The following is a 24,347-nucleotide window of genomic DNA, read 5'->3' as shown; positions in this document are numbered from 1 at the left end:
GAGCGTCGGCGCGCCGTCGAAGCGGGCGACGGACGGCGGCATAGGCTGCCGACATGGCCCCCCCGATCGCGCTCCCGGAGACGTTCGCCCGAGCGGTCGCCGGGCTGCGGTCGGCCGCCCCCCGGCCGGAGATCACCCTGGAGGAGGTCGGCGCCCCCCAGCGGCTGGCCCCGTACACGTTCGCGCTCGCCGCGACAGTGCTGCGCGACGACGACGAGGTCGCGACCGGCCGGCTGATCCTGCTGCACAACCCGGTCGGGCACGAGGCGTGGCAGGGCACCCTGCGGCTGGTCACCTACGTGACCGCCGAGTTGGAGGTCGACCTGGCCGCCGACCCGCTGCTGCCCGGGGTCGGCTGGACGTGGCTGACCGACGCGCTGGACGCCCAGGACGCCGGCCACCGGGCGATCGGCGGGACGGTGACGCAGACCATGTCGACCCGGTTCGGCGACCTCGCCGGGCCACCGACCGTCGGTGACATCGAGATCCGCGCGTCCTGGACGCCGATCGACGACGACCTGACCCCACACCTGCTCGGCTGGTGCGCGCTGCTCGCCTCCACCGCCGGCCTCCCCCCACCGGGCGTGACGGCCCTCTCCGACCGCCGCCCGGCCGGCGCGGCCTGATGTTCGGCGCTCGGAACGACACTTCGCGGACACCTGATCGACACACGCCGGACCGGCTGCACCCGTCGGATCTCCGCGCGCACTAGGGTTGGCAGGTGACCGACGAACCACCCCTGCGCCGTCGGCCCACCGAAGAACTTCCGGGAAACGCACCCCAGCACCCGCCGTCGGCCCAGCCGCAGCCGGCGGGCGAGGGGGCCGACCCGGCCGACGGTGGGCCCGTTCCGCTGATCGCCCCGCGTGACGGCACCCCCGATCCGGTGGCCGCCCCGGCCGAGCTTGCCGAGGTGGTGGCCCGCTTCGCGGCGGGCACCGGCCCGGTCGCCCTGGACGCCGAGCGGGCTTCCGGCTACCGCTACAGCCAGCGCGCGTACCTGGTGCAGTTGCGCCGGGCCGGTGCGGGCACGGCGCTGATCGACCCGCTGCCCCTGCCCGACCTCAGCGCGCTGGACGCGGTGATCGGCGAGGCCGAGTGGGTCCTCCACGCGGCCAGCCAGGATCTGCCCTGTCTGGCCGAGGTGGGGTTGCGTCCGCGCCGACTGTTCGACACCGAGCTGGCGGCTCGACTGGCCGGCTTCGAACGCGTCGGGCTGGCCGCGCTCACCGAACAGTTGCTCGGGTTCACCCTGGAGAAGCACCATTCGGCGGCCGACTGGTCGAGCCGACCGCTGCCCGAGTCGTGGTTGACGTACGCCGCCCTCGACGTGGAGCTGCTCACCGACCTGCGGGACGCGCTGGACGCCGAGCTGACCCGGCAGGGCAAGTCGGCCTGGGCCGCGGAGGAGTTCGCCGCGCTGGTCCGCACCGGGGCACGTCCGCCCCGGGTCCGTGCGGAGCCGTGGCGGCGCACCTCGGGCATCCACCGGCTGCGGGGCGCGCGGGCCCAGGCCCGGGTCCGCTCGATGTGGTACGCCCGGGACCAGATCGCCTCCCGGCGGGACGCCGCTCCCGGTCGGGTGCTGCCCGACTCGGCCATCATCGCCGCGGCCGAGCTGGATCCGAAGGACGAGAAGACCCTGCTGACCCTGCCCGGTTTCGGCGGCCGGTCGGTCCGTCGGCTGGCCCGCACCTGGCTGGCCGCGCTCGACGACGCCCGGCAGCTGCCGGAGGATTCCCTGCCGGTCTCGCCGGCCGTGGAGGGTCCGCCCCCGCCGCACCGGTGGGCCGAACGGGACCCGGTGGCGGCCGGTCGGCTGGCCCGCTGCCGGGAGGTCGTGATCCGCATCGCCGGTGAGCACAACCTTCCGCCGGAGAACCTGATCACTCCAGATTCGATCCGCCGGCTGGCGTGGACCCCGCCGGAGGAGATGACCGAGGCTTCGGTCGCGGAGACCCTGCGCGGCCTCAACGCCCGCGAGTGGCAGATCGGGCTCCTCACTCACGACCTGACCGAAGCCCTGACCCCCACCCCGCCCCTCCCCTGACCCCCTCCCACGAACCCGGGTGATCATGAGGTTGACGGGCCTCCAGGAGATCCACAGCCCCGCCAACCTCATGATCGTCGGAAGTTGGACGATCCCAAGGTGACGGTGGGGTGTGGGGTGGGCCACAGCGGGGGGTGGGGACGGGGTTGGTTACTGGCGAGTAGCATCCGAGGGAAACGTGCCCGTGTCCGCGACCCTCGTTCGGTCCGGCGTGCCGCCTGGCGCGAAGGCCGAATCACGGTCGAATAGGAGGCTCAAGTGCCCCGTGAAGTTCGCGATGTCGTCTTCGTCGACGGCGTCCGTACCCCGTTCGGCAAGGCGGGTGGCATGTACGCCAACACCCGCGCCGACGACCTGGTGATCCGCTGCATCCGGGAACTGCTGCGCCGCAACCCGCAGCTGCCCCCGGAGCGGGTCGAGGAGGTCGCCATCGCGGCCACCACCCAGATCGGCGACCAGGGCCTCACCATCGGCCGCACCGCCGCCCTGCTGGCCGGGCTGCCCAAGACCGTTCCCGGCTTCGCCATCGACCGGATGTGCGCGGGGGCGATGACCGCCGTCACCACGGTGGCCAGCGGCATCGCGATGGGCGCGTACGACATCGCCATCGCCGGTGGCGTCGAGCACATGGGCCGCCACCCGATGGGTGAGGGCGTCGACCCCAACCCGCGCATCATCGCGGAGAAGCTGGTCGACCCGTCCGCACTGGTGATGGGCTCCACCGCGGAGAACCTGCACGACCTGGTCCCGCACATCACCAAGGCACGCACCGACGCGTTCGCGCTCGCCTCGCAGCAGAAGACCGCCAAGGCGTACGCCAACGGCAAGCTCCAGGACGACCTGGTGCCGATGTCGATCCGCGACGCCGAGGGCGGCTGGGGTCTGGCCACTGTGGACGAGGCCCCGCGGGACACCTCGCTGGAGAAGCTCGCCACCCTGAAGACCCCGTTCCGCCCGCACGGCAAGGTCACCGCGGGCAACGCGGCCGGCCTGAACGACGGCGCCACAGCGAGTCTGCTGGCCGACGAGGCCACCGCCCGCGAGCTGGGTCTGCCGGTCGCCATGCGGCTGGTCTCGTTCGGCTTCGTCGGAGTCGAGCCGGAGGTGATGGGCGTCGGCCCGATCCCGTCGACGGAGAAGGCGCTGCGCCTCGCCGGCCTCAGCATCGACGACATCGGCCTGTTCGAGCTGAACGAGGCGTTCGCCGTGCAGGTTCTCGCCTTCCTCGACCACTTCGGGATCGCCGACGACGACGCACGGGTCAACCCGTGGGGCGGCGCGATCGCCATCGGTCACCCGTTGGCCTCCTCCGGCGTGCGGCTTATGACGCAGCTGGCCCGCCAGTTCGCCGAGCACCCCGAGGTCCGCTACGGCCTCACCGCGATGTGCATCGGCATCGGCATGGGCGGCACTGTCATCTGGGAGAACCCGCACTGGGAGGGAGCTAAGTGAGCGCGCTCGCCGCACCGAACGAGGTCGTCACCAGGGCGTTGCTGCGCCAGGTGAACGTGCCGGGGCTGGACCGGCCCGCCGCCCTGATCACCCTGGACAACGGCTTCGACCACACCAAGCCGAACACCTTCGGCCCTGGTGGGCTGGCCAGCCTGGACGAGGCGATCACCGCCGCGCTCGCCGCCGACCCGGCGTTCATCGCGGTCACCGGCAAGCCGTACATCTTCTGCGTGGGCGCGGACATCGTCGGCCTGCCGCAGCTCGCCGACCGCGCGCAGGCGCTGGAGATCGGCCGGCTCGGCCACCGGGTCTTCGCCCGGCTCAAGGACAGCAGCGTCCCCACCTTCGCGTTCGTCAACGGCGCGGCGATGGGCGGTGGCCTGGAGTTGGCGCTGCACTGCCACTACCGGACGCTCTCCGGCGGGGCGGCGGCCCTCGCGTTGCCCGAGGTCTCCCTCGGTCTGGTGCCCGGCTGGGGCGGCACGCAGCTGCTGCCGAACCTGATCGGCATCCCCGCCGCGACCCAGGTGATCATCCAGAACCCGCTGATGCAGAACAAGATGCTCAAGCCGAAGCAGGCGGCCGAGCTGGGCATCGCGGACGTCCTGCTGGAGCCGGCGGACTTCCTGGAGCGGTCCCTGGAGTGGGCGGCCGGCGTGGTCCGGGGTCAGGTCACAGTGACCCGGCCCGAGGTCGACAAGGACATGTGGGCGGGCGTGCTCTACTTCGCCCGGGAGACCCTGAACCAGCGGCTACACGGCGCGGTCCCGGCCGCGTACAGGGCGCTCGACCTGTTGGAGACGGCGAAGGACGGCGACTTCGCCGCCGGCACCGCCGCCGAGGACGAGGCCCTCGCGGATCTGGTCTTCTCCGAGGAGTTGCGCAGCGGCCTGTACGCGTTCGACCTGGTGCAGCGGCGGGCCAAGCGCCCGGCCGGCGCACCGGACAAGGGCCTGGCCCGGACGATCACCAAGGTCGGCATCGTCGGCGCGGGTCTGATGGCCAGCCAGCTGGCGCTGCTGTTCGCCCGCCGCCTCCAGGTGCCGGTGGTGATGACCGACCTCGACCAGTCCCGCGTGGACAAGGGCGTCGGCTACGTGCACACCCAGATCGAGAAGGCCGTCACCAAAGGCCGGATGGACAAGGGCACCGCCGCCAAGCTGTACGGCCTGGTCAGCGGCACTGTCGACAAGAGCGCCTTCGCCGACGCCGACTTCGTCATCGAGGCGGTCTTCGAGGACCTGGGCGTCAAGAAGCAGGTCTGGGCCGAGTTGGAGAAGATCGTCTCTCCGGAGGCGGTGCTGGCCACCAACACCAGCTCGCTGTCGATCACCGAGATGGCCGCCGAGTTGGAGCACCCCGAGCGGGTGGTCGGCTTCCACTTCTTCAATCCGGTGGCGGTGCTGCCGCTGCTGGAGATCGTCCGGGGCGAGCGCACCGACGACGTCACGCTGGCCACCGCGTTCGCGGTCGGCAAGCAGCTCAAGAAGTCGAGCGTGCTGGTCAAGGACGCACCGGCGTTCGTGGTGAACCGGCTACTCACCCGCTTCCTGGGCACCGTCTTCGCCGCCGTCGACGCCGGGACGCCGCTGGACGTGGCGAACAGCGCACTGGACCCGCTGGGCCTGCCGATGCGCCCGCTCGCCCTGCTCCAGTTGGTCGGGCCGGCCGTGGCGTACCACGTGGGCGGCACTCTGCACGCCGCGTACCCGGACCGGTTCGGGGTCAGCGAGAACCTCAAGCGGATCGCCGACTCGGGCCAACCGATCGTGGTCGACGACCAGGTCAACGAAGAGGTCGCCAAGCTGCTCGTGGTGGGTGACCAGCCGCTGACCGCCGAGCAGGTACGCCAGAACGCGCTGGACGCGCTCGCGCAGGAGATCCGGCTGATGCTGGACGAGGGTGTGGTCGCCGAGGCGCAGGACATCGACCTGTGCATGATCCTGGGCGCCGGTTGGCCGTTCCACCTGGGCGGTGTCACGCCGTACCTGGACCGGACCGGCACCTCCGAGCGGGTCACCGGCCAGCGGTTCCTGCCGCGTGGCGCGGCGAGCCTGCCGGCCTGATCGATAGCGTTACCACAGTCGCGGTGGTCGGACCGTCCCTCGTGGACGGCCCGGCCACCGCGACCGTTTGTGATCAGTCGATCGCCGGTTGCGGGTTTCCGCAGGGACAACGACGGACTCCGCACCGGGTTAGGATCACGCGTTTTGCACACCCATCTTGGAGCTGACTGATGTCCCAGCCGCCGGCCAATCCCTACGGCCCGCCGCACGATTCCCCCGACCCGTCGCAGCAGCCGGGCCAGCAGCCTGGCGGTTGGCCGCCGCCACAGCAGCAGGGACAGCCGCAGCAGCCCGGTGGCTTCCCGCCCGCGCAGCCGGGCTTCCCACCGGCGCAGGGTGGCTTCCCGCCCGCGCAGTCGGGTTTCCCGCCCGCGCAGCCGGGTCAGCCGTACGGTGACCCGAACCTGGCCGGCGGCCCGCCGCCGGCGAAGAAGTCGAACGTCGGCAAGATCGTGCTGATCGTGTTGGCAGTGGTGCTGGTGCTCTGCCTCGGCGGCGTGGCGATCACCTGGTTCGCCGTCAAGGACGACGTGGGCGCCGTTGTGGATGCCAGCAAGACCCGGGTGGTCGCGCCGGCCACCCTCGCCGGCCGGCCGAAGCTCACCAACCCGGAGCTTCAGACGGCCGCCGACCAGGCGGTCAACGAGATGAAGACGGCTGCGGGGAACGCGACGAGCACGGTCGCCGCCTTCTACGGTGACCCGACCAAGCAGGATCTCGTCATGATCACGGGCGTGTCCGGGCTGCTGACGGACCCGAAGAAGGAGCTCGACGCCTATGTGGACGGCCTGTCCAAGCAGCTGACCGTGGGCGAGATGGCGGCCGTCGACGCCGGCCCGCTCGGCGGTGAGGCGCGCTGCGGCGACGGCAAGGCCGAGACCGTGCCGCTGGGCATCTGCGTGTGGGCCGACCGGGGCAGCCTGGGCATGGTGGTGATGTACTTCAAGACCGCCGACCAGGCGAAGGCCGAGTTCGCCACGATCCGGGGCCAGGTCGAGCAGCAGTCCTGATCGGTACGAGACCGGGGCCCCGGCCACCCTCGGGTGGCCGGGGCCCTGCTGCTGTTCCTGAAGCGCGCCGATCGGCAGCCGTCGTCGCGGCGGTCACCCCGTGGGGCCGCCAATACTTTGCCCTTGCGCTAACTGTCATCCCCGGCGATACTTAGCCGCATGGCACAGTATTCGGCGCAGCTCGACGGCGTGTTCGTCGCCCTCGCTGACCCGACCCGGCGCTGGGTCATCCGACGCCTCGGCCACGGCCCGACGAGCGTCGGTGATCTCGCCCGCGAGTTTCCGATGACCCTTCCCTCGTTCATGAAACACGTGCAGACGCTCGAGTCGAACGGACTGATCCACACGACCAAGTCCGGCCGGGTGCGCACCTGCGTGCTCAACCGCGAGCGCCTCGCCGTCGTCGACGACTGGCTCGCGGAGCAGCGCCGGATCTGGGAAGAGCGCACGGATCGCCTGGAACGCCTCGTCACCGATCAGCAGGAGAACCAGCAGTGAATCCCGACCTGGACCTGACCATGGCGCGGGTCATCCGTGCCCCTCGCGCCTCCGTGTGGAGCGCCTGGACCGACCCGTCCCGCTTCGAGAAGTGGTGGGTACCGTCGCCAGCCCTGTGCCGCGTCGATCGCTTGGACGTCCGGCCCGGTGGCGCATTCGTCACCCGACTGAGCGAGGACGGGGTGGAGTTCGTCCCACACCTCGACGCGTGCTTCCTCGTCGTCGACGATCTCGAACGGATCGTGTTCACCAATGTGATCGACAGCGCCTGGCGGCCCGCGAACCCTGCCCCGGTCCCAATGACCGCGGAGATCACCATGAGAGATCATCCGGACGGTACGGACTACCGGATCATTGTCCGCCACGGTGATCCCGCCGCTCGTGACCTGCACGAGAAGATCGGCTTCGCGGACGGCTGGGGCTCTGTCACCGAACAACTCGCCGGGGTCGCCGAGAGCCAGGGTGCGCCGTGAAGCTCGTCCTTACCGAGTTCGTCACTCTCGACGGCGTCAGCCAGGGTCCCGGCTCGCCGACCGAGGATCCGAGCGACGGCTTCACCCGCGGCGGCTGGCTCGTGCCCTACCTGGATGAGGCGTTCGTCCGCCGCACCTCTGACTGGTTGGGTCTCGCCGACGGTCTGCTGCTCGGACGGCGGACCTACGAGGCGTTCGCTCGCGACTGGCCGCAGATCACCGACCCGAACGATCCGTTCACCGAACGGATGAACTCACTACCGAAGTATGTCGTGACCAACACCCTGGCGGAGGGTTGTTGGCCCCCGACGACAGTGCTCCACGGTGACCCGATCCACACCGTCGGGGAACTCAAGGCGCAGCCAGGACGGGAGCTCCAGATCCACGGGAGCGCACGGCTTGGCAGGGCACTGTTGTCGGCCGGCCTCGTCGACACACTCCGACTCGTCGTCGCCCCCACCGTGGCCGGTGCCGGGCGTCGGCTGCTCGACCAGCCGAGCGCATCCGTCGGCCTCCGGCTGGTTCGCCACGAAGCGACGGCGAAGGGTCTGCTCCTGCTCGAGTACGAGCATGTCGGCGCCGCCCCGGTGGCGGAATACGAGGGCGTGACAGCCTTCGTCTAGTCACCGCGCAACGACACGGCCACCGCCTGAATCCTGCGGGCAAGTCCTGCCTCCGCAGCGTGGCACGCGGCCCCGGCAACCCGAGGGTGGCCGGGGCCCCGTGCCGTACGAGGACGGTCAGGCCTGTTCGGCAACCGCTGCCGCGGCCCGCGCGGCCGCCGCGGCCGCCCGCTCGTCGGCGTTGCCGAGCACGCAGAACTCGTTGCCCTCCGGGTCGGCCAGCACCACCCAACCCCCGCCGGTCGGGCCAACGTGGTCGGCGACGAGCGTCGCGCCGATGCCCAGCAGTCGCTCGACCTCCTCGGCCCGGGTCCGGTCGGCGGGTTGGAGGTCCAGGTGCAGCCGGTTCTTCACCGTCTTGCCCTCGGGCACCGCGAGGAAGAGCACCTCCGGGCCGCCCGGCGGCAGGAGCATCGCCTCCGGGTCGCCGGGGAAGTCGTCGGGCTGCCGGGGGCAGTCGAAGACCTGCGACCAGAAGCCAGCCAGGGCGTACGTGTCGTGACAGTCGATGCTGATGTTGTGGATCGTCGAACTCATGCTTGGTCCTCCACAGTGGTGTCGACCCGCTCCCCGGCGCTGCGGACCACGCAGAACTCGTTCCCCTCCGGGTCGGCGAGAACCGCCCAGCCCGTCCCGTCGGTGCGCCGCTGGTCGGTGATCATGGTGGCCCCGAGGCCGAGAACCCGCTCGATTTCCTCGTCGCGGGTCCGGTCGACCGGTTCCAGGCAGATGTGGACCCGGTTCTTGGTCACCTTGTCCTCGGGCACCGCTTGGAAGAACATGTTCGGCGTGGCACCGTCCGGCGGCAGCAGGGCAGCTTCCGGGTCACCCGGAACGTCCTCCGGGAGCCGGGCGTAGCCGAGCACCGCCGACCAGAAGCCGGCCAGGGCGTACGTGTCGTGACAGTCAAAACTGATGTTGCGGATCCGTGGATACACGGGTGTTCCCTCCGTGCGGGATGGGACGCTCCGCTTCCGGGAGTCAGCCGGCGCAGACCCGGGGTGCGGAGTCATGATTGGCGAACATCGACGCACCCCCCTTCGCTTCTTGGGCTGACGCGGCGATCTTGCCATCGGCCGAGCCTCCTCCGCAACCCCGTTCAGCCGGGGCTGGGCACCGCGCCGTTGACCACCGGGGCGTCCGCCGACGGCAGGGTGACAGTCACCTCCAGACCACCACCCGACTGCGCGATCACCCGCACGGTGCCGCCGTGGGCAGTGCAGACCGCCCGGACGATGGACAACCCCAGGCCGGAGCCACGGGCGCCGGTGCGTTCCCGGCCACCACGGCGGAACGGCTCGAACAGCCCCGGCACGTCGGCCTGGTCCACCTCGAAACCGGTGTTCCCCACCACCAGCCAGGACCGGTCGCCGTCGGTGCCGGTACGCACCCAGAGCCGGCCGTGCAGGTGGTTGTAGCGGACCGCGTTCTCGATCAGGTTTCCGGCCAGCCGGTCGAGCAGCCCCGGGTCGCCGACGACCGGCGCGGACTCCAGCGACGTCTGCACCCGCAGGCCGATCCGTTCCACCTCGCGGCGCATCGCCGACAGCGCGTTGGCGGTGCCCGCGGCCAGATCACACTCGGTACGCCGGCCCAGCTGCCGCCCGGCCTGCGCCTCACTGCGGGCCAGCACCAGCAGCGCGTCCACCAGGCCGTTGGCCCGCTCGGAGGCGTCGCGGACCACTGTGGCCATCCGTCGGTACTCGGCGGCGTCCGCGTCGTCGTCGCTGAGCGTCACGTCGATCTCGGTCCGCATCACCGCGAGGGGGGTACGCAGCTCGTGCGAGGCGTTCGCCACGAAACGCTTCTGGGCCTCGAACGCGGACGCGATCCGGTCCAGCATGGCGTCGAACGTCTTCGCCAGCTCGGCCACCTCGTCGTCGGCGCCCGAGTAACCGATGCGCTGGTCCAGGGTCGCCTCACCGAGCCGCTGCGCGGTCGCTGTGACCTGGTGCAGGGGGCGCAGCGCCCGCCCTGCCACCGCGTACGCGCCGGCCACCCCGACCACGCTGATCGCCAACAGCGCGACCAGGCCCTTGGCCAGCAGCTCCCCGGAGGCGGCGTCGACCAACTGTCGCTGCCACTCAGCGGCGTCCATCTGCCGACCGTCGGAGAGCAACACGATCGTGCCGGGCACCAACTCGTCGGTGGGTCGCAACGCGTCGCGGACCAACAGCCAGGCCAGCACCACCAGGATCGCTCCGGCCCCGACCAGCAGCACGCCGTTGAGCACTGTCAGCCGCAACCGCAGGGTGGGCCGCAACCGGCGGCTCATGCGCCCACCTCGGCGGTGCGGTAGCCCGCCCCGACCACCGTCTCGATCAACGGCGGGTCACCGAGCTTCTTGCGCAACGTCATCACTGTGACCCGGACGATGGTGGTGAACGGGTCGGTGTTGGCGTCCCAGACCCGTTCCAGCAGCTCCTCACTGGAGACCACCGCGCCGCGCGCCTTGAGCAGTTCGCAGAGCACCCCGAACTCCTTGTTGGTGAGGTCCACCGGCACACCGGCGCGGGTGGCCACCCGCCGGGCCGGGTCGAGCACCAGGTCGGCCAGTTCGAGCACCGGCGGCGCGGCCGGGGTGGCCCGCCGTCCCAGCGCCTGCACCCGGGCGACCAACTCGTCGAACGCGAACGGTTTGGGCAGGTAGTCGTCGGCGCCGAGCTGCAACCCCTCCACCCGGTCAGCCACGGTGCCGCTGGCGGTCAGCATCAGCACCCGGGTCAACGCACCGGAGGCCGCCAGGTCGGCACAGATCTGGTCGCCGTGCACGCCGGGCAGGTCGCGGTCGAGCACCACAACGTCGTACCGGGTGATGAAGGCCGCCTCGTGGCCGGCGTCGCCGTCGTACGCCACGTCGACGGCCATCCCCCGCTTGCGCAACCCGCGCGCGATCGCGTCGGCGAGGTTGCGCTCGTCCTCGACCACCAGTACCCGCATCCCGGCCTCCTCGCTGCTGACCACCGACAACCTAGTGCCGGCCGGCAACCATCGTCCCTCGCCGTCCGCGCCGGCCGGCGTTGCGGGCCACCACGGCGTACGCGATGCTGGCCGGCGGCACCGAGCGACGGACGGACCTGGCATGACCACTGCGGCACCACCCACCCGACGGGACATCGCCTACCGGGGTTTCCACCTGCCGGCCGACACGGCCAGCGGCAGCGGCGACGGCCTGCGCGCCAGCGGTCGAGGGCTCGCCCTCGACGGCGTCGCCTCGCGGGGCACCTGGACGTCGCCGCCGGTACCGGTCGGCTTCGCCGTCGCCGAGGTGGTGCCGTCCTGGACGGCGGACACCCCGGACGGCTGCTGGATCGAGGTCGACCTGCGCGGCTGGCACGACGACGCGCCCAGCACCGACTGGTACCGGCTGGCCCGCTGGGCCGCCGGCGACCACACGGTACGACGCACCTCGCTCCCCGGACAGCGCGACGGTGCCGCCCGGGTCGACACCGACACCCTGATCATGACCGGAGCGACGGTCACCGGTTGGCAGGCGCGAGTGACCTTGTGCCGGCCCGCCGGCAGCCCCACCGGCCCGGTGCTGCGCAGCATCGGCGCGGTCGCCACCGGGCCCACGACCCCCGACCACTGGTACGCGCAGGAGCCCACCTCGTCCGCCGCCTGGGGCCGGGTGCTGGACGTGCCCCGCTACTCGCAGCGGCTGCACGCCGGCCAGTATCCGCAGTGGGGTGGTGGCGGCGACTCCTGGTGCAGCCCCACCTGCACCTCGATGGTGCTCGCCTACTGGGGCGCCGGGCCGACCCCGGACCGCTACGCCTGGGTGGAGCCGTCCGGCCCGCGTCCGGTGGTGGTGCACGCCGCCCGACACTGCTACGACCACGCGTACGCCGGGGCCGGCAACTGGCCGTTCAACACCGCGTACGCCGGTCTGCACGGGGTGAACGCGTTCGTCACCCGACTGCGGTCGCTGGCCGAGGCGGAGGCGTTCGTCGCCGCCGGCATCCCCCTGATCGTCTCCGCCGCGTTCCGCGCCGACGAGGTGCCGGGGCTCGGGTACGACACCGGAGGGCACCTGATGGTGCTGGTCGGCTTCACCGCCGACGGCGACCCGGTGCTCAACGACCCGTACGCCTCGGACGACGACGCGGTCCGTCGTACCGTGCCCCGGCGGGGTTTCGAGGCGGTCTGGCAGCGCGGCAGCGGCGGGGTGGCGTACGTGTTGCGACACGACTCGGTGCCGCTGCCCCCGCCGCCCGCCCAGGCCAACTGGTGATCAGTCGGCCAGTTTCCAGAGCTGGTAGGAGCCGGCCGCGGCGGCGCTGCACACCAGGTAACCGGTGATCGCCTGACACTCCCCGGTGGCATCGGGCAGCACGTCCACAATGCGCACCTTTCCGGCGGCGATGTCCAACTCGCTGACGAGCATCCCTCCGTCGGGATGCCGTCGTATGCCGACCAGCCGACCGCCGACATCGAGTTGGTACAGCTCCCACTTGCCCAGGTCGGCCAACTGCCGGCCGGTCAGCGCATCGATCACGACGTACTGCTCCATCGGACCGAAGCCGCTGATGTTGGCCATCAGCCGGCCTCCGTACGGCCAGCCCCACAGCCAGCGGTCACTGCGCCAGCGCACGTCGCCGGTCGCGGGGTCGAGCGCCTGTAGCTCGTTGCCGCCGGTGCGCAGACACACGATGGGCCCACAGTCGAGCGCGAACTCGATCGGGCCGCTCGCGCGTGTCCAACGCCGATCCAGCCGGTCCAACCCGTACGCGTTGATCGTGCCCGAGCCTCTGTCGATGGCCAGCAGCAGGTCGTCGATCAGATCGATCCCGAGCCGCGCCCCGCCGGGTGGGCGCATGTCGGCGTGGGCCAGCGCCGCGCCGGTGGTGGCGTCGCGTACCTCGACCATCCCGTTCTCCTGGTTGAGCACCAGCCGGTCCACCCCGTGCCCGGTGTCCCGGACGCTGACCTCGGCGGTGGTGGGAGGTAGCTGCCAGCGCACGGTCCCGCAGCACGGATCGACAGCGCGCAGATTGGACGGCAGGGTCTCGCCACCGCTCCGCAGCAGCAGGTTGCCGTCGGCCAGCCTGGAGACGCTGCCCGGCTGCTGCCACCGGTACGCCCCGGTCGCCCGGTCCAGGGCGACGGTGAGTATGTCCCGACCCTCCGGGCCGATCTCGAACCCGGTGGCCAGCAGCATGCCGCCCAGCGGCTTCATTCCCCAGTAGCGGGCCTCCGCCGACAGCGGCGCCTGCCAGACCAGCTCGCCGCCGGGCAGCCGGTACGCGGACAGCCGCCCCTGCCGGGTCGAGGTGTTGACCGGCTCCATGACCAGCAGAAGGTCACCGTCGACCATGATGTCGGACCCGCGTTGGGCCTGCAGTGTCACAGGGGTTCGCCGGGGTGGCGACACCGCGGCGGCGGCGAGCGTGACGAGTGCGAGCAGCAGGACCAGCGCGCAGCGCAGCGGGCGACCGTGGCCGCGGGGCGGGCGGGGCATCGGGTCCGGGTCCGAGTCGTGCCGTAGCTCGCCGAGGTCGATCACCGAGTCGCTCACCGCGTCAACCTCCACAGCGCGGTCGTGCCGTCGAGACGCTGGCACAGCAGGACCGGCAGGGACGCCTGGCAACTGCCGGCGATGCCCGGCAGCACGTCGACGATCCGCGATCGGCCGGCCACCAGATCGAGTTCGGCGACGACCATCCCACCGCCGTCGCCCCGCCGCACACCGACAAGCGGATCGTCCGGTCCGAGCACCGGCAGCAGGACCCACGCACCCAACTCGATGCGCACCTGTCCGGTTGCCGCGTCCCGCACCGTGTATCCCCGACCGGGACTGGCCATGAGCAACCGACCGGACCGGACGTCGGCCAGGTTGTCCTGGCCCGCTTCCGACCACCGCACCGCGCCGGTGACCGGGTCGAGCACCTGGAGGCCGCCGGTCTGTGGCACCGCGCAGAGCAGACCACCGCAGGCGAGCACATGCGACACCAGCGTCACCTCGGCCGTCCACCGTGGCTCCAACTGGGCCAGCCCGAAGGCCACCAGCCGGGTGCTGCCGGGCGGAACGAGCAGCAGCAGGTCGTCCACGACCTGCACCCGCTGGTACGCCGACCGGTCACCGGGCAGCGTGTCGACGCTGCGCAGCAGGTCGCCGGTGCCGGCGTCGTGCACCTGCACCTCGCCGGTCGGTTGCAGGAGCACGAACCGGTCGACCTGGCCCTCGGAATCGAGATGGGAGGTGGGATTGGCGGCCGGCGGGATCGGCACCGACCAGAGCACCCGGCCGGTGTCGGGCTCGACCCCGCTAATCGTGCCGGACCCGTCCTCCCGGACGTCGGTCAGCAGCAGGCCGCCGCCGACGGTCGGTTGCAGAGCACCCGGATGCTGCCAGCGTTGCCGGCCCGTGGCGCCGTCGAAGGCGGTGGTCTGGAACAACCGGTTCGGGGCGTTGACCGCCATCGCCAGCACCAACCCCCGTTCGGCCCGGACGTCGAGGTAGTCACCGGTGCGGGCCAGCGACGCCTGCCACCGCCGCCGCACACCGGCGCCGACCGGTGCGGGCTGGGCGTACGCGGTGAGGTACCGGTCGCCGTCGGGTGCCGGCGGGTCGACCACGAAGACGCCGTCCCCGGCCAGGTACGCCGTGGACCTCCGCGACGCCGGCACCTCGCTCACCGTTCGCTGCGGTGGCGGCGTGGCGCCGGCCAGCACCACCAGGCTGAGGACCAGCACCGCCCCGCTGCGCAGCGGGCGACCGGCGGCGCGGGGGCGCCGAACCGCAGGCGCCGACGCGGGCTCGTCCCGGATCTCGCCCAGCTCGATGATCGACAACGACCGTCCTTCCGTCACCAGTAAGGCTGGCCGACGGGTCGCCATCCGGCAAACCGACCGCGAGCGCACCGGGCCGGCAAAAGCGACGGAACCCCGCCTGTACGATGGCGCGTCGTGGCTGTGCCGGTGGTAGACCCTTCGCTGAATTCCCTGACCGACGCCGACCCGGCCGAGGCCGAGTCGACACGGCGGCCTCGACGCCGTCCGGCCCGAGCCGACCTGTTGGCCCTCGGAGCCTATGTGCTGCTGGGCGTCTTCGTCTGCCTCAACTACTGGGGTGACGTCACCGGCCGGGTCTCCTCGCACCTGCCCACCGATCACAGCTGGTTCGAGTGGCTGTTCGCGCACGGCGCGTACTCGGTGCGGCACCTGGAGAACCCGCTGTTCACGGCCCGTCAGAACGCCCCGGACGGGGTGAACATGATGGCCAACACCTCGCTGCTCGGGGTGACCCTGCCGCTGGCCCCGCTGACCATGCTGCTCGGCCCCCAGGTGATGTACGCGCTCTACCTGGGCGCGGCGCTGGCGGCCACCGCCGGCACCGGGTACTGGATGCTCTCCCGCCACCTGGTGCGCTCCCGGGCGGCGGCGTTCGTCGGTGGCGCGTTCCTCGGCTTCGCGCCGGGAATCATCCACCACGCCAACGGCCAACCGAACTTCGTGTCCAACTTCCTGCTCCCGCTGATCGTGGTGCGGGTGCTGAGCCTGGGTGAGCCGGGCCGGTGGCGACGCAACGGGCTCGTGCTCGGTGCGCTGGTGGCGTACCAGATCTTCATCAACGAGGAGATGTTGCTGCTCACCGCGCTGGCCTGCCTGGTCATCGTGCTGGCGTACGCAGTGCAGCGGCCGCGCGCCACCCGGGCCGCCGCCGGCACGTTCCTGGCCGGGCTCGGCGTCGCGGGCGGGCTGGCCCTGGTGCTCACCGCGTATCCGATCTGGTTCCAGTTCAACGGTCCGCAGTCCTACCGGGGTCTGCAGGGTGGTGTGTTCCACAACTGGGGCGAGGATCTGGTCGCCTTCGTCACCTTCGCCCGGGACACCTGGGCCGGTGACCCGGCGGTGGAGAAGACGATCGGCCTGACCGAGCAGAACACCTGGTTCGGTTGGCCGCTGGTGCTGCTCTCGGTGGTGGCTCTGGTGCTGCTCGTACGCCGCTCGCTGGCCACCCGGATCGTCGCGGTGCTCATCGTGGTGTTCAGCGTGGCCGCGATCGGGCCGTGGGTGCGGTTCAACGGCGTGGAGACCGGTGTACGGGGCCCGTGGTCGTACGTGTCGGACGACCTGCCGCTTGTCGAGATGATGATGCCGACCCGGTTGACGCTTGTGGTCGCCGCCGCGGTGGGCGTACTGCTCGCGCTGACCTGGGACGCCGCGCACCGCCAGGGGCGCCCGGTGGCCGACCCGCCGCGGGTGCCGGCCCAGCGCACCGCCGAAGCGGCCACGTCCGCCGAACGGGCCGAGCCCGCCGCGCCGGCCGCGGCGCGCCGTCGGTGGCTGCGTCCGGTGGGGTACGCGGCGGTCGCCCTCGCCGTGCTGCCGCTCTTCCCGCGGCCGCTGCCCGCCCAGCAGATCGACCCGCCGCCGCACTTCATCAGCGCGGGCGGCTGGCGGCCGTACGTGCCGGCGGGTCGGACCCTGGTGCCGGTGCCGATCCCGAGCAACGTGCACGGTCTGCCGACGCTGCGCTGGAGTGCGCTGACCGGGCAGGAGTTCCCCGTTCCGGGCGGCTACTTCATCGGGCCGAACGAGCTGGGTGAGGGGGTCTTCGGTGCGCCGAACCGACCGACCAGCTCCCTCATCTACTCCACCATGGACAGTGGCCTGGTCCCGGCACTCACCGACGAGAACCGCCGCCAGGCCGTCGAGGACCTGCGGTTCTGGCGGGCGTCGGTGGTGGTGCTCGGGGCGCACCCCCGCGAGGCGGTGCTCCGTGAGCTGGTCACCGCCCTGATCGGGCCACCGCAGCGGGTCGACGACGTCTGGGTCTGGGACGTCCGCACCCTGGTGGGCTAGTCGAGGACCGGGCCATCGGTCGGCTCAGCCCACCCGGTCCCGGACGTCCCACAACCATCCGCCGTCGACCGGTCGGCCCGGTCCGATCAGGTCGTCGACGGTGCGGCGGACCGGGTCACCGTGCTCCAGCTGGCCGAGTACGACCACCGCGGCCCGCCAGTGCCGCAGGTCCTCGACGGCCTGACGACGGTCGTCGTCGCTGAGCACCGGCACCGCGCCGGTCTCGGCCACCTGCCGCAGCAGCACCGACGTGGGCCGGTCCGGCGCGCCCCAGCGGGCCGCCGGGTCGTCCGGGCCGCTGGGGCCGATGAAGTAACCGCCCGGCGCGGAGAACCCCAGGCCGGTACGGGCGGACCAGAGCATCACCGGGCTACGCGCGGCACCGGTGACCGGGGGCACCGCGACCACCGTCCGGCCGGGCGGCACCAGTGGACGCCAGCCGCCGGCGGCGACGAACGCCGGCACCGGCGCGACCGGCACCACGCGGATCGGCGTCGGCGTCAGGGGCAGCAACGCGGCGGCGACCGCGCCGGCCCACAGCAGCCGCACCGGTGGGCCCGCCGCCACGTCCGGCCCGCGCGCGGCCCGGACCCGGTCCACTGACAGCGCCACCAGCACGCCCAGCACCGGTACGCAGACCAGCGCGAACCGGGCCGGCACCGCGAGGTCGAGCAGCGGTACCCCGGCGACCAGCCGGTACGGTCCCGGAATGCCTGTGGCTTCACCGTCCAGCCGCAGTTCGCCGCCGAGCGAGAGCACTGCGAAGACCACGCCGCAGGCGGCCAGTGCCCGGACCATGGGTCGTCGCCACTGCCAGATCACGATCACCACGGCGAGCACCAGCAGACCCGGGCCGAAGAACGAGTTCTCCTCGGTCGGGTTCGGCGAGAGCAACCCCGGCAGCCAGTCGTCACCCAGCACTGTCTGCCGGGCCGACGCGGTGAACGAGGCGACGTCCAGCTGAAAACCCTGCGTGGCGAACGCCATCCCGGAGTAGTGCTGCGGGCCGTGGAACTGGAACCACAGCGGATACGCCAGCGGCACCGCCGCCACCCCGGCCGCCACCGCGAGCCGGCCGAACAGGGCCGGCGCGAGCCGCCGCGCGGCCACCCGGTCGGCGAGCGCGTAACCCAGCGCGAAGACGCCGGCCGCGAGCGCCAGGAAGACCAGCACCTCCTCGCCGATGAAGACCTGCCAGACGAGCAGCAGTCCCAGTCCGACGCCGGGGCGCCACACGCCGTGCCGCGTCGTGTCCGAGGCGGGCCGGAACACCAGGGCGAGGATCGCGGGCACCAGGAACTGGGCGGCGATGTGCAGATGGGCGCCCGCCTGAGCGATCATGCCCGGGGCGAAGCCACAGATCAGCCCACCCACCGCGGCTGCGCGCCGGGTGCCGACCAGCCGGCGGCGCAGCAGCACGTACCAGGCGACGGCGGTCCCGGCGAGGCAGCAGACGACCGCCACGCAGAACGCCACCTGCGAGCCGAAGAGCAGTGTGACAGGGGTCAGCGGGACACCCAGGCCGAGCACCGAGGTGTTCGCCATCAGGTTGACCCCGTCGGGCGCGTTCAACCCGGTGCCGAAAAGCGGGTTCTCCCCCTCGACCACGGCATGCGCCGCGTGGGCCAGCATCCACTCGAAGAGGATCTGGTCACCCGCCTGGTGGAACAGCCGCCACGGGCGACCCCACTGCCCGCTGGTCACCATCACGGCGAGGCCCAGATAGCCGACCACCACCAGCGCGTCCCGCAGCCAGGCCGGACGGGACGCGCCGACCGTCGCCGGGCGCGAGATGTTCGGGGACGTCGTCCCGGTGGTCATCAGACCGAACGGTCGGTGAGCGTCCGGACGTCCCAGACCCAGACGTCCAACTCCTGGCGGCCCGGGCCGACCAGCTCCTCGACCGTACGTCGCAGCGGCTCGGCGTTCTGCTGCCGCACCGGCAGGACCAGGATCGCCGCCCGCCAGTGCCGCAGCTCGTCGGTGAAGCGCCGACGCTGCCGGTCGTCGAGCTTGGGCGTACGGCCGGTGGTCGCCACCTCCTCCAGCATCTGACCCACCCCGCTGGGACGACCGCCGAACCGGCCCGCGTCGCCGGTGTTGCCGTTACGGGGTGCGAGGAAGTAACCGCCGGGGATCTTGAAGTCGAGGTTGGTAGCCGCCGCCCAGCGCATGCCGTGCGTGTTGCCCATGCTGGGCACCGGGATCGGCACCAGCGTCTGGTCCGGTCCGACGTACGCCCGCCACCGGTCCGCCGTGATGAAGTCCGGCACCGGCGGCCGGGAGACCATCCGCAGCGGCATCGGTGCGATCGGCAGCAGCGCGAAGGCCAGGCCCGCCGCGGTGAGCACGCGGACGGTGCGGCGGTCGGCCGGGCGGAGCGCCCAGGCCCGCTCGACGGCGAGCGCCAGCAGCAGACCGACCACCACGCTGGTGATCAGCCCGAACCGGGTCGGCACCACCGCGTCCAGCAGCGGCAGGTGCACCAACCACTGCCACGGCCCGGTGATCAGCTCGCGGTCCCACCAGGAGACCCGCTCGCCGAGGGAGAGCACGGCGAAGAACACGCCGGTCACCGCGAGCGCGCGGACGATCAACTCCCGGCGCAGCCAGACCACGATGCCGATGGCCAGCATCGACAGGCTCCAACCGAAGAAGGCGTTCTCCTCCGAGTAGTTCGGCGCCAGGTTGATGTTGGCGCGCTGGTTGCCGCCGAGGGTGGGCGAGCCGGGGGCGAAGAACGCGGCGATGTCGTTGCCGTAGTCCTGCACCGCGTCGCTGAGCCCGTGGTAGGCCATCGGCCCGGCGAACTGCACGTAGAGCGGGTACGCCAGCAGCGCCCCGGCCAGCAGCGCGCAGGTCGCCACGCCGACTCCCAGGGGTCGCCACGCCGCCCGCCACCGGGCCGGCTCCTGGGCGAGCACCGCCAGCAGGAAGACGCCGCACGCCAGCGCCGTGAAGAGCAGGATCTCCTCGTTGATGAACGCCTGCGCGGCGACCAGCAGGGCGAGCAGGGCCCCGTCCCGAACCGGTTTTCCGGACCGTGTGAGCACCAGCACCCGCCACACGATGAACGGCAGCAGGAACTGGCTGATGATGTTCGGGTGCCAGCTGGCGTGCGAGAGCATCGCTGGCGAGAACCCGCAGAACCAGCCGCCGACCGCCGCCGCGAGCGGGGTACGCACCAGATGGCGGGAGAGCATGAGGTACCAGGCCATGGCGGTGCCGGCGAGACCGAGCGTGACCAGCACCACGAAGGAGACCGCCGGCCCGAAGAGCAGCGTCACCGGGACCATCGGGATACCCAGCGCCAGCACGGCCGTGTTGGCCATCAGGTTGACGCCGTCCGGGTAGTTGAACTGCTCGGTGTAGAACGGGTACTCGCCGTGCAGCACCACTCGTACCGAGTGGGCGAGGAAGAACTGCACCTGCGCCGGGTCTCCGGTGTAGAGCGAGGCCACCCGGCCGGACGGGTCCAGCCAGATCCGGCTGGTCACCCAGAGCGCGGCGAGCAGGAACAGCCCGCCCACCGCCAGGTGCTGCCGACGCCGGGTCCACCGACGCCACCGCGACGGCACCGCGCTCTCCGTTGGCACCTCAGGCTCGGCCGGCGCCTCGGGCACGGCTGGTTCCGTGGTGGGGGCGCTCAGCGCGGGCGGGCCGGCGAAGAGGCCGACCGGTGTGCGGTAGCTCACCAGCTCGGCGGAGTCGGCTGCCGCCTCCGTGTGCGGCGCGGGCAGGGCGCGGGACTCGGCAGGCGTCACAGTCGGCGGAGTCTACCGGAGCAACCAAAACGCCCTAAACCCCCGGGGGCGTCCACTGTGGTGGGTCGGGCGCCGGCCAACTGAGGTGGCGCACCGGACATCTCGTACTATGGCGCTTTCCGACAGCGACTGCGAGGCGATCGGGGGCGGGCCAGGTGACTCCAGGCCGTCGGTACGGCAGGGCGCTTCCCGTCCTGCTGAGCGCGCTGCTGGCCGCCACGGCCTGCGGTCCGGTAGCCGAGCGGAAGCCGCAGGACCTCCGGGTCGGGTACGACAGCCTGGACGGCACTCTCGCCGTATGGCCGCCCCGCGGCGACCTCTCCGGGGACGACACGGCGACGTCGGCGGTCACCGCGGCGGTCCGCGACTGGCGGTCGCCGGCCGACGACCGCGCGCACCTGCCCTCGTCCGGCATCCTCTTCTCCGGTCGGGTCGACGGCGCCCCGATGGCGCTGGTGGCCGCCGACGTACCCGGCGAGAGCGCGTCCTGGCTGCTGCAACTGACGCGCGAGGGCGACCGGTACGCGGTGACCCGCGCCACCGAGTACACCGACCCGGGTTACCTCGTCTACTCCGACGTGCTGCCGGTGCAGACGGCCGGCGGCCGGCGCTACCTGGTCTCGGCCCGGGTGCAGACCCTCCTCGGGCCGCAGGACCGGACGCTCGCCATCGCGGACGGCCTCAGCGCACCGGTCGACGTGCCGTCCTGCACTGCCGTCGGGGTGACCGCGACCCTGCGAACCACTGAGTCGCTGCCCCGGGGGCGGGCCGCCGACCGGCTACTCGACCTGGGCACCGGCACCGTCGATCCGCGCTACCCGCTGGTTCGCGACGAGTCCGGCACGGGCCGGCGGGCGCTCACCGGCCTGGACACCTGCGTGCTGGCCGGCGATCGGGGGCCGTTCGGCAGCATTCCACGCCGGATCGGGGACCGGGACGCCCCACGCTCGGTGCCGACGTCCTGGCCGATGGCGAAGCTCACCGTGCGCTCGCTCGGCGAGGTCGCCCTCGGCGGCGGCGAGCCGGCCGAGTTGCAGCAGCTCAGCTGGGACACCGACGCCGGCGCGATGACCGCGGTGATCTATCGACCGGCCGACGGGAGTGCGCCCGTGGTCTCACCCGCCGACCGGGCCACCCCGTTGCAGGCGTACCAACTGCCGGTGCCCGGTCAGCCGCTGGTGGTGCTGAGCTGGCGGGCCACCCGGGACAGCTCCCTGTCCGTCCCACCGGGAACTCCCCTGCTTGTCGAACGGCCCGGCCTGGCGGTCGTCCCCACCCCGTCCCGTTCCCAGACCTACAGCCTCGCCAACACCGACAAGACCCACTACCGCTCGATCTCCCCCCGCTAACCCCCCGGGCAGCGCGCTCCCCACCCACCCCCTGCCCGCGCGATCTTGCACTTTCTGCGCCGACAAATCGGGGCTCAAGGCGCATCACGCCGACCGAAAGTGCAAGATCGGCGAGGCGGGGCGGGGCGGGGCGTTGGGCAGGGATACACGACGGCGGGCGCCCCGAGGGACGCCCGCCGTCGTTCGTTCTCGTTAGTTCTGCGCTGCCGCGTCGCTGGCGGTGAGGCGGTCCGGAGTGGCGTCCAGGCCGGAGATCCAGCCGGTGACGTTGCGGGCCACGTCCTGGGCGGTCAGGCCCAGGTCGGCGAGGATCTGCGCGCGGGTGCCGTGCGGGTGCCAGTCGGCCGGCACACCCAGGTCCTTGAGCGGCACCCGGACGTCGGCGTCACGCATCGCCTGGGCGAGCGCGTCGCCCACCCCGCCGACCCGGACGCCGTCCTCGACGCTGACCACGAGCCGGTGGCGGGCGGCCAGGTCGACCAGCTCCGCCGGGACCGGACGCACCCAGCGCGGGTCGACGACGGTGACCCCGTAGCCCTGCTCGGCGACCCGGGCGGCCACCTCCATGCCCAACTGGCCGAAGGAGCCGACCGCGACGAGCAGCACGTCGGTACGGGCGGACTCGGCCAGCACGTCGACAGTGCCGACCCGGCGCAGCGCCGGCAGGTCCGCGGCGACCGCACCGGTCGGGAACCGCACCACGGTCGGGCCGTTGTCGACGGCAACGGCCTCGCGCAGCTCCTCCCGGAGGGTGGCGGCGTCGCGGGGAGCGGCGATCCGCAGCCCCGGCACCACCCCGAAGACCGACATGTCCCAGATGCCGTAGTGGCTCGGCCCGTCCGGGCCGGTGATGCCCGCCCGGTCCAGCACGAAGGTCACCGGCAGCTTGTGCATCGCCACGTCCAGCAGGACCTGGTCGAAGGCGCGGTTGAGGAAGGTGGCGTAGACCGCGACCACCGGGTGCAGGCCACCGAGCGCCAACCCGGCCGCCGAGGTGGCAGCGTGCTGCTCGGCGATGCCCACGTCGTACACCCGCTCGGGGTACTTGCGGGCGAGCTTGGCGATGCCGGTCGGCTCGGCCATCGCGGCGGTGATGCCCACCACGTCCGGGCGCTCGTCGGCGATGGCCAGCAGCTCGTCGGCGAAGACGTGCGTCCACTTCACCGACGGGGCGGCCAGCAGCGCGCCGGTCTCCACGTCGAAGGCGCTGCCGGGGCCGTGCAGGCAGTCCGCCTCGTCCTCCTCGGCGGGACGGTAGCCGTAGCCTTTGCGGGTGACCGCGTGCACGATGACCGGGCCGCCGAAGTTCTTCGCCGCGCGCAGCGCCGCCTCGACCGCCGTCACGTCGTGCCCGTCCACCGGGCCCACGTACTTGATGCCGAGGTCCTCGAACATGGCCTGCGGGGCGACCGCGTCCTTGATGCCCTTCTTGACCGCGTGCAGCACCTCGTACATCGGCTTGCCGACCAGCGGCGTGGAGCCGAGGGCGTCCTTGACGGTGTCGAGGACCTTCTCGTAGCCGGGGTTGAGCCGCAGCGAGGAGAGGTGGTCCGCCAGGCCACCGATGGTGGGCGAGTAGGAACGGCCGTTGTCGTTGACCACGATCACCAACGAGTTGCCGGCGGTGGCGATGTTGTTCAGCGCCTCCCAGCACATGCCGCCGGTCAGCGCGCCGTCGCCGACCACTGCCACGACGCTGCGCGCCTCACCCCGGAGGGCGTACGCCTTGGCGAGGCCGTCGGCGTAGGACAGCGCGGTCGAGGCGTGCGAGTTCTCGATGAGGTCGTGCTCGCTCTCCGCCTGGCTGGGGTAGCCGGAGAGGCCACCGCGCTGGCGGAGCTTGTCGAAGCCGGCCTGACGTCCGGTGATGATCTTGTGTACGTACGCCTGGTGGCCGGTGTCGAACAGGAGCCGGTCCCGGGGGGAGTCGAAGACGCGATGCATGGCGAGCGTCAGCTCGACCACACCGAGGTTGGGTCCGACGTGCCCGCCGGTGCGGGAGACCTTGGTGATCAGGAAGTCCCGGATCTCGGCGGCGAGGACGTCCAGTTCCTCGCCGGACATCCGCTTGACGTCCTGCGGACCGCGAACCGTCCCCAGCAGCCGGCCGTGGTTGGCCGTGTCCTCTTCAACGCTCATGACCGGAGAGTCTATCGGCCGCCCGGTACTCCGCAGCCCGGCCCGAGCCCCGCCCACCCGGGGTGGGCGGGGAGTCGGCAGCTGAGTAGCCGGTCAGGCGCCGACAAACGCGGAC

The 24,347-nt window shown here is 72.1% G+C and carries 20 protein-coding genes; 11 read left to right on the top strand and 9 right to left on the bottom strand.

What is annotated here, in order from left to right; all coding sequences use genetic code 11:
- Positions 1–53: 53 nt before the first annotated feature.
- From IW249_RS17400 to IW249_RS17365, 8 genes are all read left to right on the top strand, one after another.
- A complete protein-coding gene (locus IW249_RS17400; protein WP_196921719.1) occupies positions 54–626 on the top strand; it encodes a DUF3000 domain-containing protein in 573 nt (190 codons plus the stop codon).
- Positions 627–721: 95 nt separating this feature from the next.
- A complete protein-coding gene (locus IW249_RS17395) occupies positions 722–2,050 on the top strand; it encodes a ribonuclease D (protein WP_196921718.1) in 1,329 nt (442 codons plus the stop codon).
- A 258-nt stretch (positions 2,051–2,308) separates the two neighbouring features.
- On the top strand, positions 2,309–3,502 hold the full coding sequence (locus tag IW249_RS17390; RefSeq protein ID WP_196921717.1) for a thiolase family protein: 1,194 nt from the start codon (positions 2,309–2,311) through the stop codon (positions 3,500–3,502).
- The gene (locus tag IW249_RS17385; RefSeq protein WP_196921716.1) at positions 3,499–5,568 is read left to right on the top strand and encodes a 3-hydroxyacyl-CoA dehydrogenase NAD-binding domain-containing protein; all 2,070 of its coding nucleotides are present in this window, start codon (positions 3,499–3,501) and stop codon (positions 5,566–5,568) included. The genes IW249_RS17390 and IW249_RS17385 overlap by 4 nt, the downstream gene beginning before the upstream one ends.
- Positions 5,569–5,738: 170 nt before the next feature.
- A complete protein-coding gene (locus IW249_RS17380; RefSeq protein ID WP_196921715.1) occupies positions 5,739–6,578 on the top strand; it encodes a hypothetical protein in 840 nt (279 codons plus the stop codon).
- Positions 6,579–6,737: 159 nt separating this feature from the next.
- Positions 6,738–7,076: an ArsR/SmtB family transcription factor gene (locus IW249_RS17375; protein WP_196921714.1), complete on the top strand. Its 339-nt coding sequence runs from the start codon at positions 6,738–6,740 to the stop codon at positions 7,074–7,076.
- Positions 7,073–7,549, top strand: coding sequence for an SRPBCC domain-containing protein (locus IW249_RS17370; protein WP_196921713.1), 477 nt, complete (start codon positions 7,073–7,075; stop codon positions 7,547–7,549). Before IW249_RS17375 ends, IW249_RS17370 begins: the two co-directional genes overlap by 4 nt.
- Positions 7,546–8,172 carry a dihydrofolate reductase family protein gene (locus tag IW249_RS17365; protein WP_196921712.1) on the top strand — a complete coding sequence of 209 codons (627 nt, stop codon included), beginning with the start codon at positions 7,546–7,548 and terminating at the stop codon, positions 8,170–8,172. The genes IW249_RS17370 and IW249_RS17365 overlap by 4 nt, the downstream gene beginning before the upstream one ends.
- 117 nt (positions 8,173–8,289) lie before the next feature.
- On the opposite strand, the gene IW249_RS17360 is transcribed toward IW249_RS17365, so the two are convergent.
- The 4 genes from IW249_RS17360 to IW249_RS17345 all read right to left on the bottom strand — a co-directional run bounded on the left by IW249_RS17360 (position 8,290) and on the right by IW249_RS17345 (position 11,112).
- Positions 8,290–8,709: a VOC family protein gene (locus tag IW249_RS17360; protein WP_196921711.1), complete on the bottom strand. Its 420-nt coding sequence runs from the start codon at positions 8,707–8,709 to the stop codon at positions 8,290–8,292.
- Positions 8,706–9,110 (bottom strand): VOC family protein, encoded by a 405-nt coding sequence (locus IW249_RS17355; protein WP_196921710.1) that lies wholly within the window; start codon positions 9,108–9,110, stop codon positions 8,706–8,708. The genes IW249_RS17360 and IW249_RS17355 overlap by 4 nt, the downstream gene beginning before the upstream one ends.
- Before the next feature lie 161 nt (positions 9,111–9,271).
- A complete protein-coding gene (locus IW249_RS17350; protein ID WP_196921709.1) occupies positions 9,272–10,447 on the bottom strand; it encodes a sensor histidine kinase in 1,176 nt (391 codons plus the stop codon).
- The gene (locus IW249_RS17345) at positions 10,444–11,112 is read right to left on the bottom strand and encodes a response regulator transcription factor (protein WP_196921708.1); all 669 of its coding nucleotides are present in this window, start codon (positions 11,110–11,112) and stop codon (positions 10,444–10,446) included. The genes IW249_RS17350 and IW249_RS17345 overlap by 4 nt, the downstream gene beginning before the upstream one ends.
- A gap of 142 nt (positions 11,113–11,254) precedes the next feature.
- Here IW249_RS17345 and IW249_RS17340 point away from each other — a divergent pair, with 142 nt between their 5' ends.
- Entirely contained in the window at positions 11,255–12,406 is a 1,152-nt protein-coding gene (locus IW249_RS17340) for a C39 family peptidase (protein WP_231392557.1), read from the top strand.
- Here IW249_RS17340 and IW249_RS17335 read toward each other — a convergent pair whose 3' ends face one another.
- Positions 12,407–13,690, bottom strand: coding sequence for an outer membrane protein assembly factor BamB family protein (locus tag IW249_RS17335; protein WP_196921707.1), 1,284 nt, complete (start codon positions 13,688–13,690; stop codon positions 12,407–12,409).
- Positions 13,687–14,967, bottom strand: a complete 1,281-nt coding sequence (locus IW249_RS17330) for an outer membrane protein assembly factor BamB family protein (protein ID WP_196921706.1) — start codon at positions 14,965–14,967, stop codon at positions 13,687–13,689. The genes IW249_RS17335 and IW249_RS17330 overlap by 4 nt, the downstream gene beginning before the upstream one ends.
- A 126-nt stretch (positions 14,968–15,093) precedes the next feature.
- Between IW249_RS17330 and IW249_RS17325 the strand changes: the two genes are divergently transcribed.
- On the top strand, positions 15,094–16,980 hold the full coding sequence (locus tag IW249_RS17325; RefSeq protein WP_196924826.1) for a DUF6311 domain-containing protein: 1,887 nt from the start codon (positions 15,094–15,096) through the stop codon (positions 16,978–16,980).
- A gap of 24 nt (positions 16,981–17,004) precedes the next feature.
- Here IW249_RS17325 and IW249_RS17320 read toward each other — a convergent pair whose 3' ends face one another.
- Positions 17,005–18,801, bottom strand: coding sequence for a DUF6311 domain-containing protein (locus IW249_RS17320; RefSeq protein WP_231392556.1), 1,797 nt, complete (start codon positions 18,799–18,801; stop codon positions 17,005–17,007).
- Complete coding sequence (locus IW249_RS17315; RefSeq protein WP_307788820.1) at positions 18,801–20,576, bottom strand: DUF6311 domain-containing protein; 1,776 nt, start codon at positions 20,574–20,576, stop codon at positions 18,801–18,803. Before IW249_RS17315 ends, IW249_RS17320 begins: the two co-directional genes overlap by 1 nt.
- 323 nt (positions 20,577–20,899) lie before the next feature.
- On the opposite strand from IW249_RS17315, the gene IW249_RS17310 reads away from it, so the two are divergent.
- A complete protein-coding gene (locus IW249_RS17310; protein ID WP_196921704.1) occupies positions 20,900–22,093 on the top strand; it encodes a hypothetical protein in 1,194 nt (397 codons plus the stop codon).
- A gap of 192 nt (positions 22,094–22,285) precedes the next feature.
- Here IW249_RS17310 and dxs read toward each other — a convergent pair whose 3' ends face one another.
- The gene (dxs, locus tag IW249_RS17305; RefSeq protein WP_196921703.1) at positions 22,286–24,232 is read right to left on the bottom strand and encodes a 1-deoxy-D-xylulose-5-phosphate synthase; all 1,947 of its coding nucleotides are present in this window, start codon (positions 24,230–24,232) and stop codon (positions 22,286–22,288) included.
- Positions 24,233–24,347 lie beyond the last annotated feature (115 nt).

It is taken from the genome of Micromonospora vinacea (assembly GCF_015751785.1).
GTDB classification, from domain to species: Bacteria; Actinomycetota; Actinomycetes; order Mycobacteriales; family Micromonosporaceae; genus Micromonospora; species Micromonospora vinacea.
The sequence above is the reverse complement of the archived record's forward strand: the minus strand, read 5'-3'. Positions and strand labels throughout refer to the sequence as shown.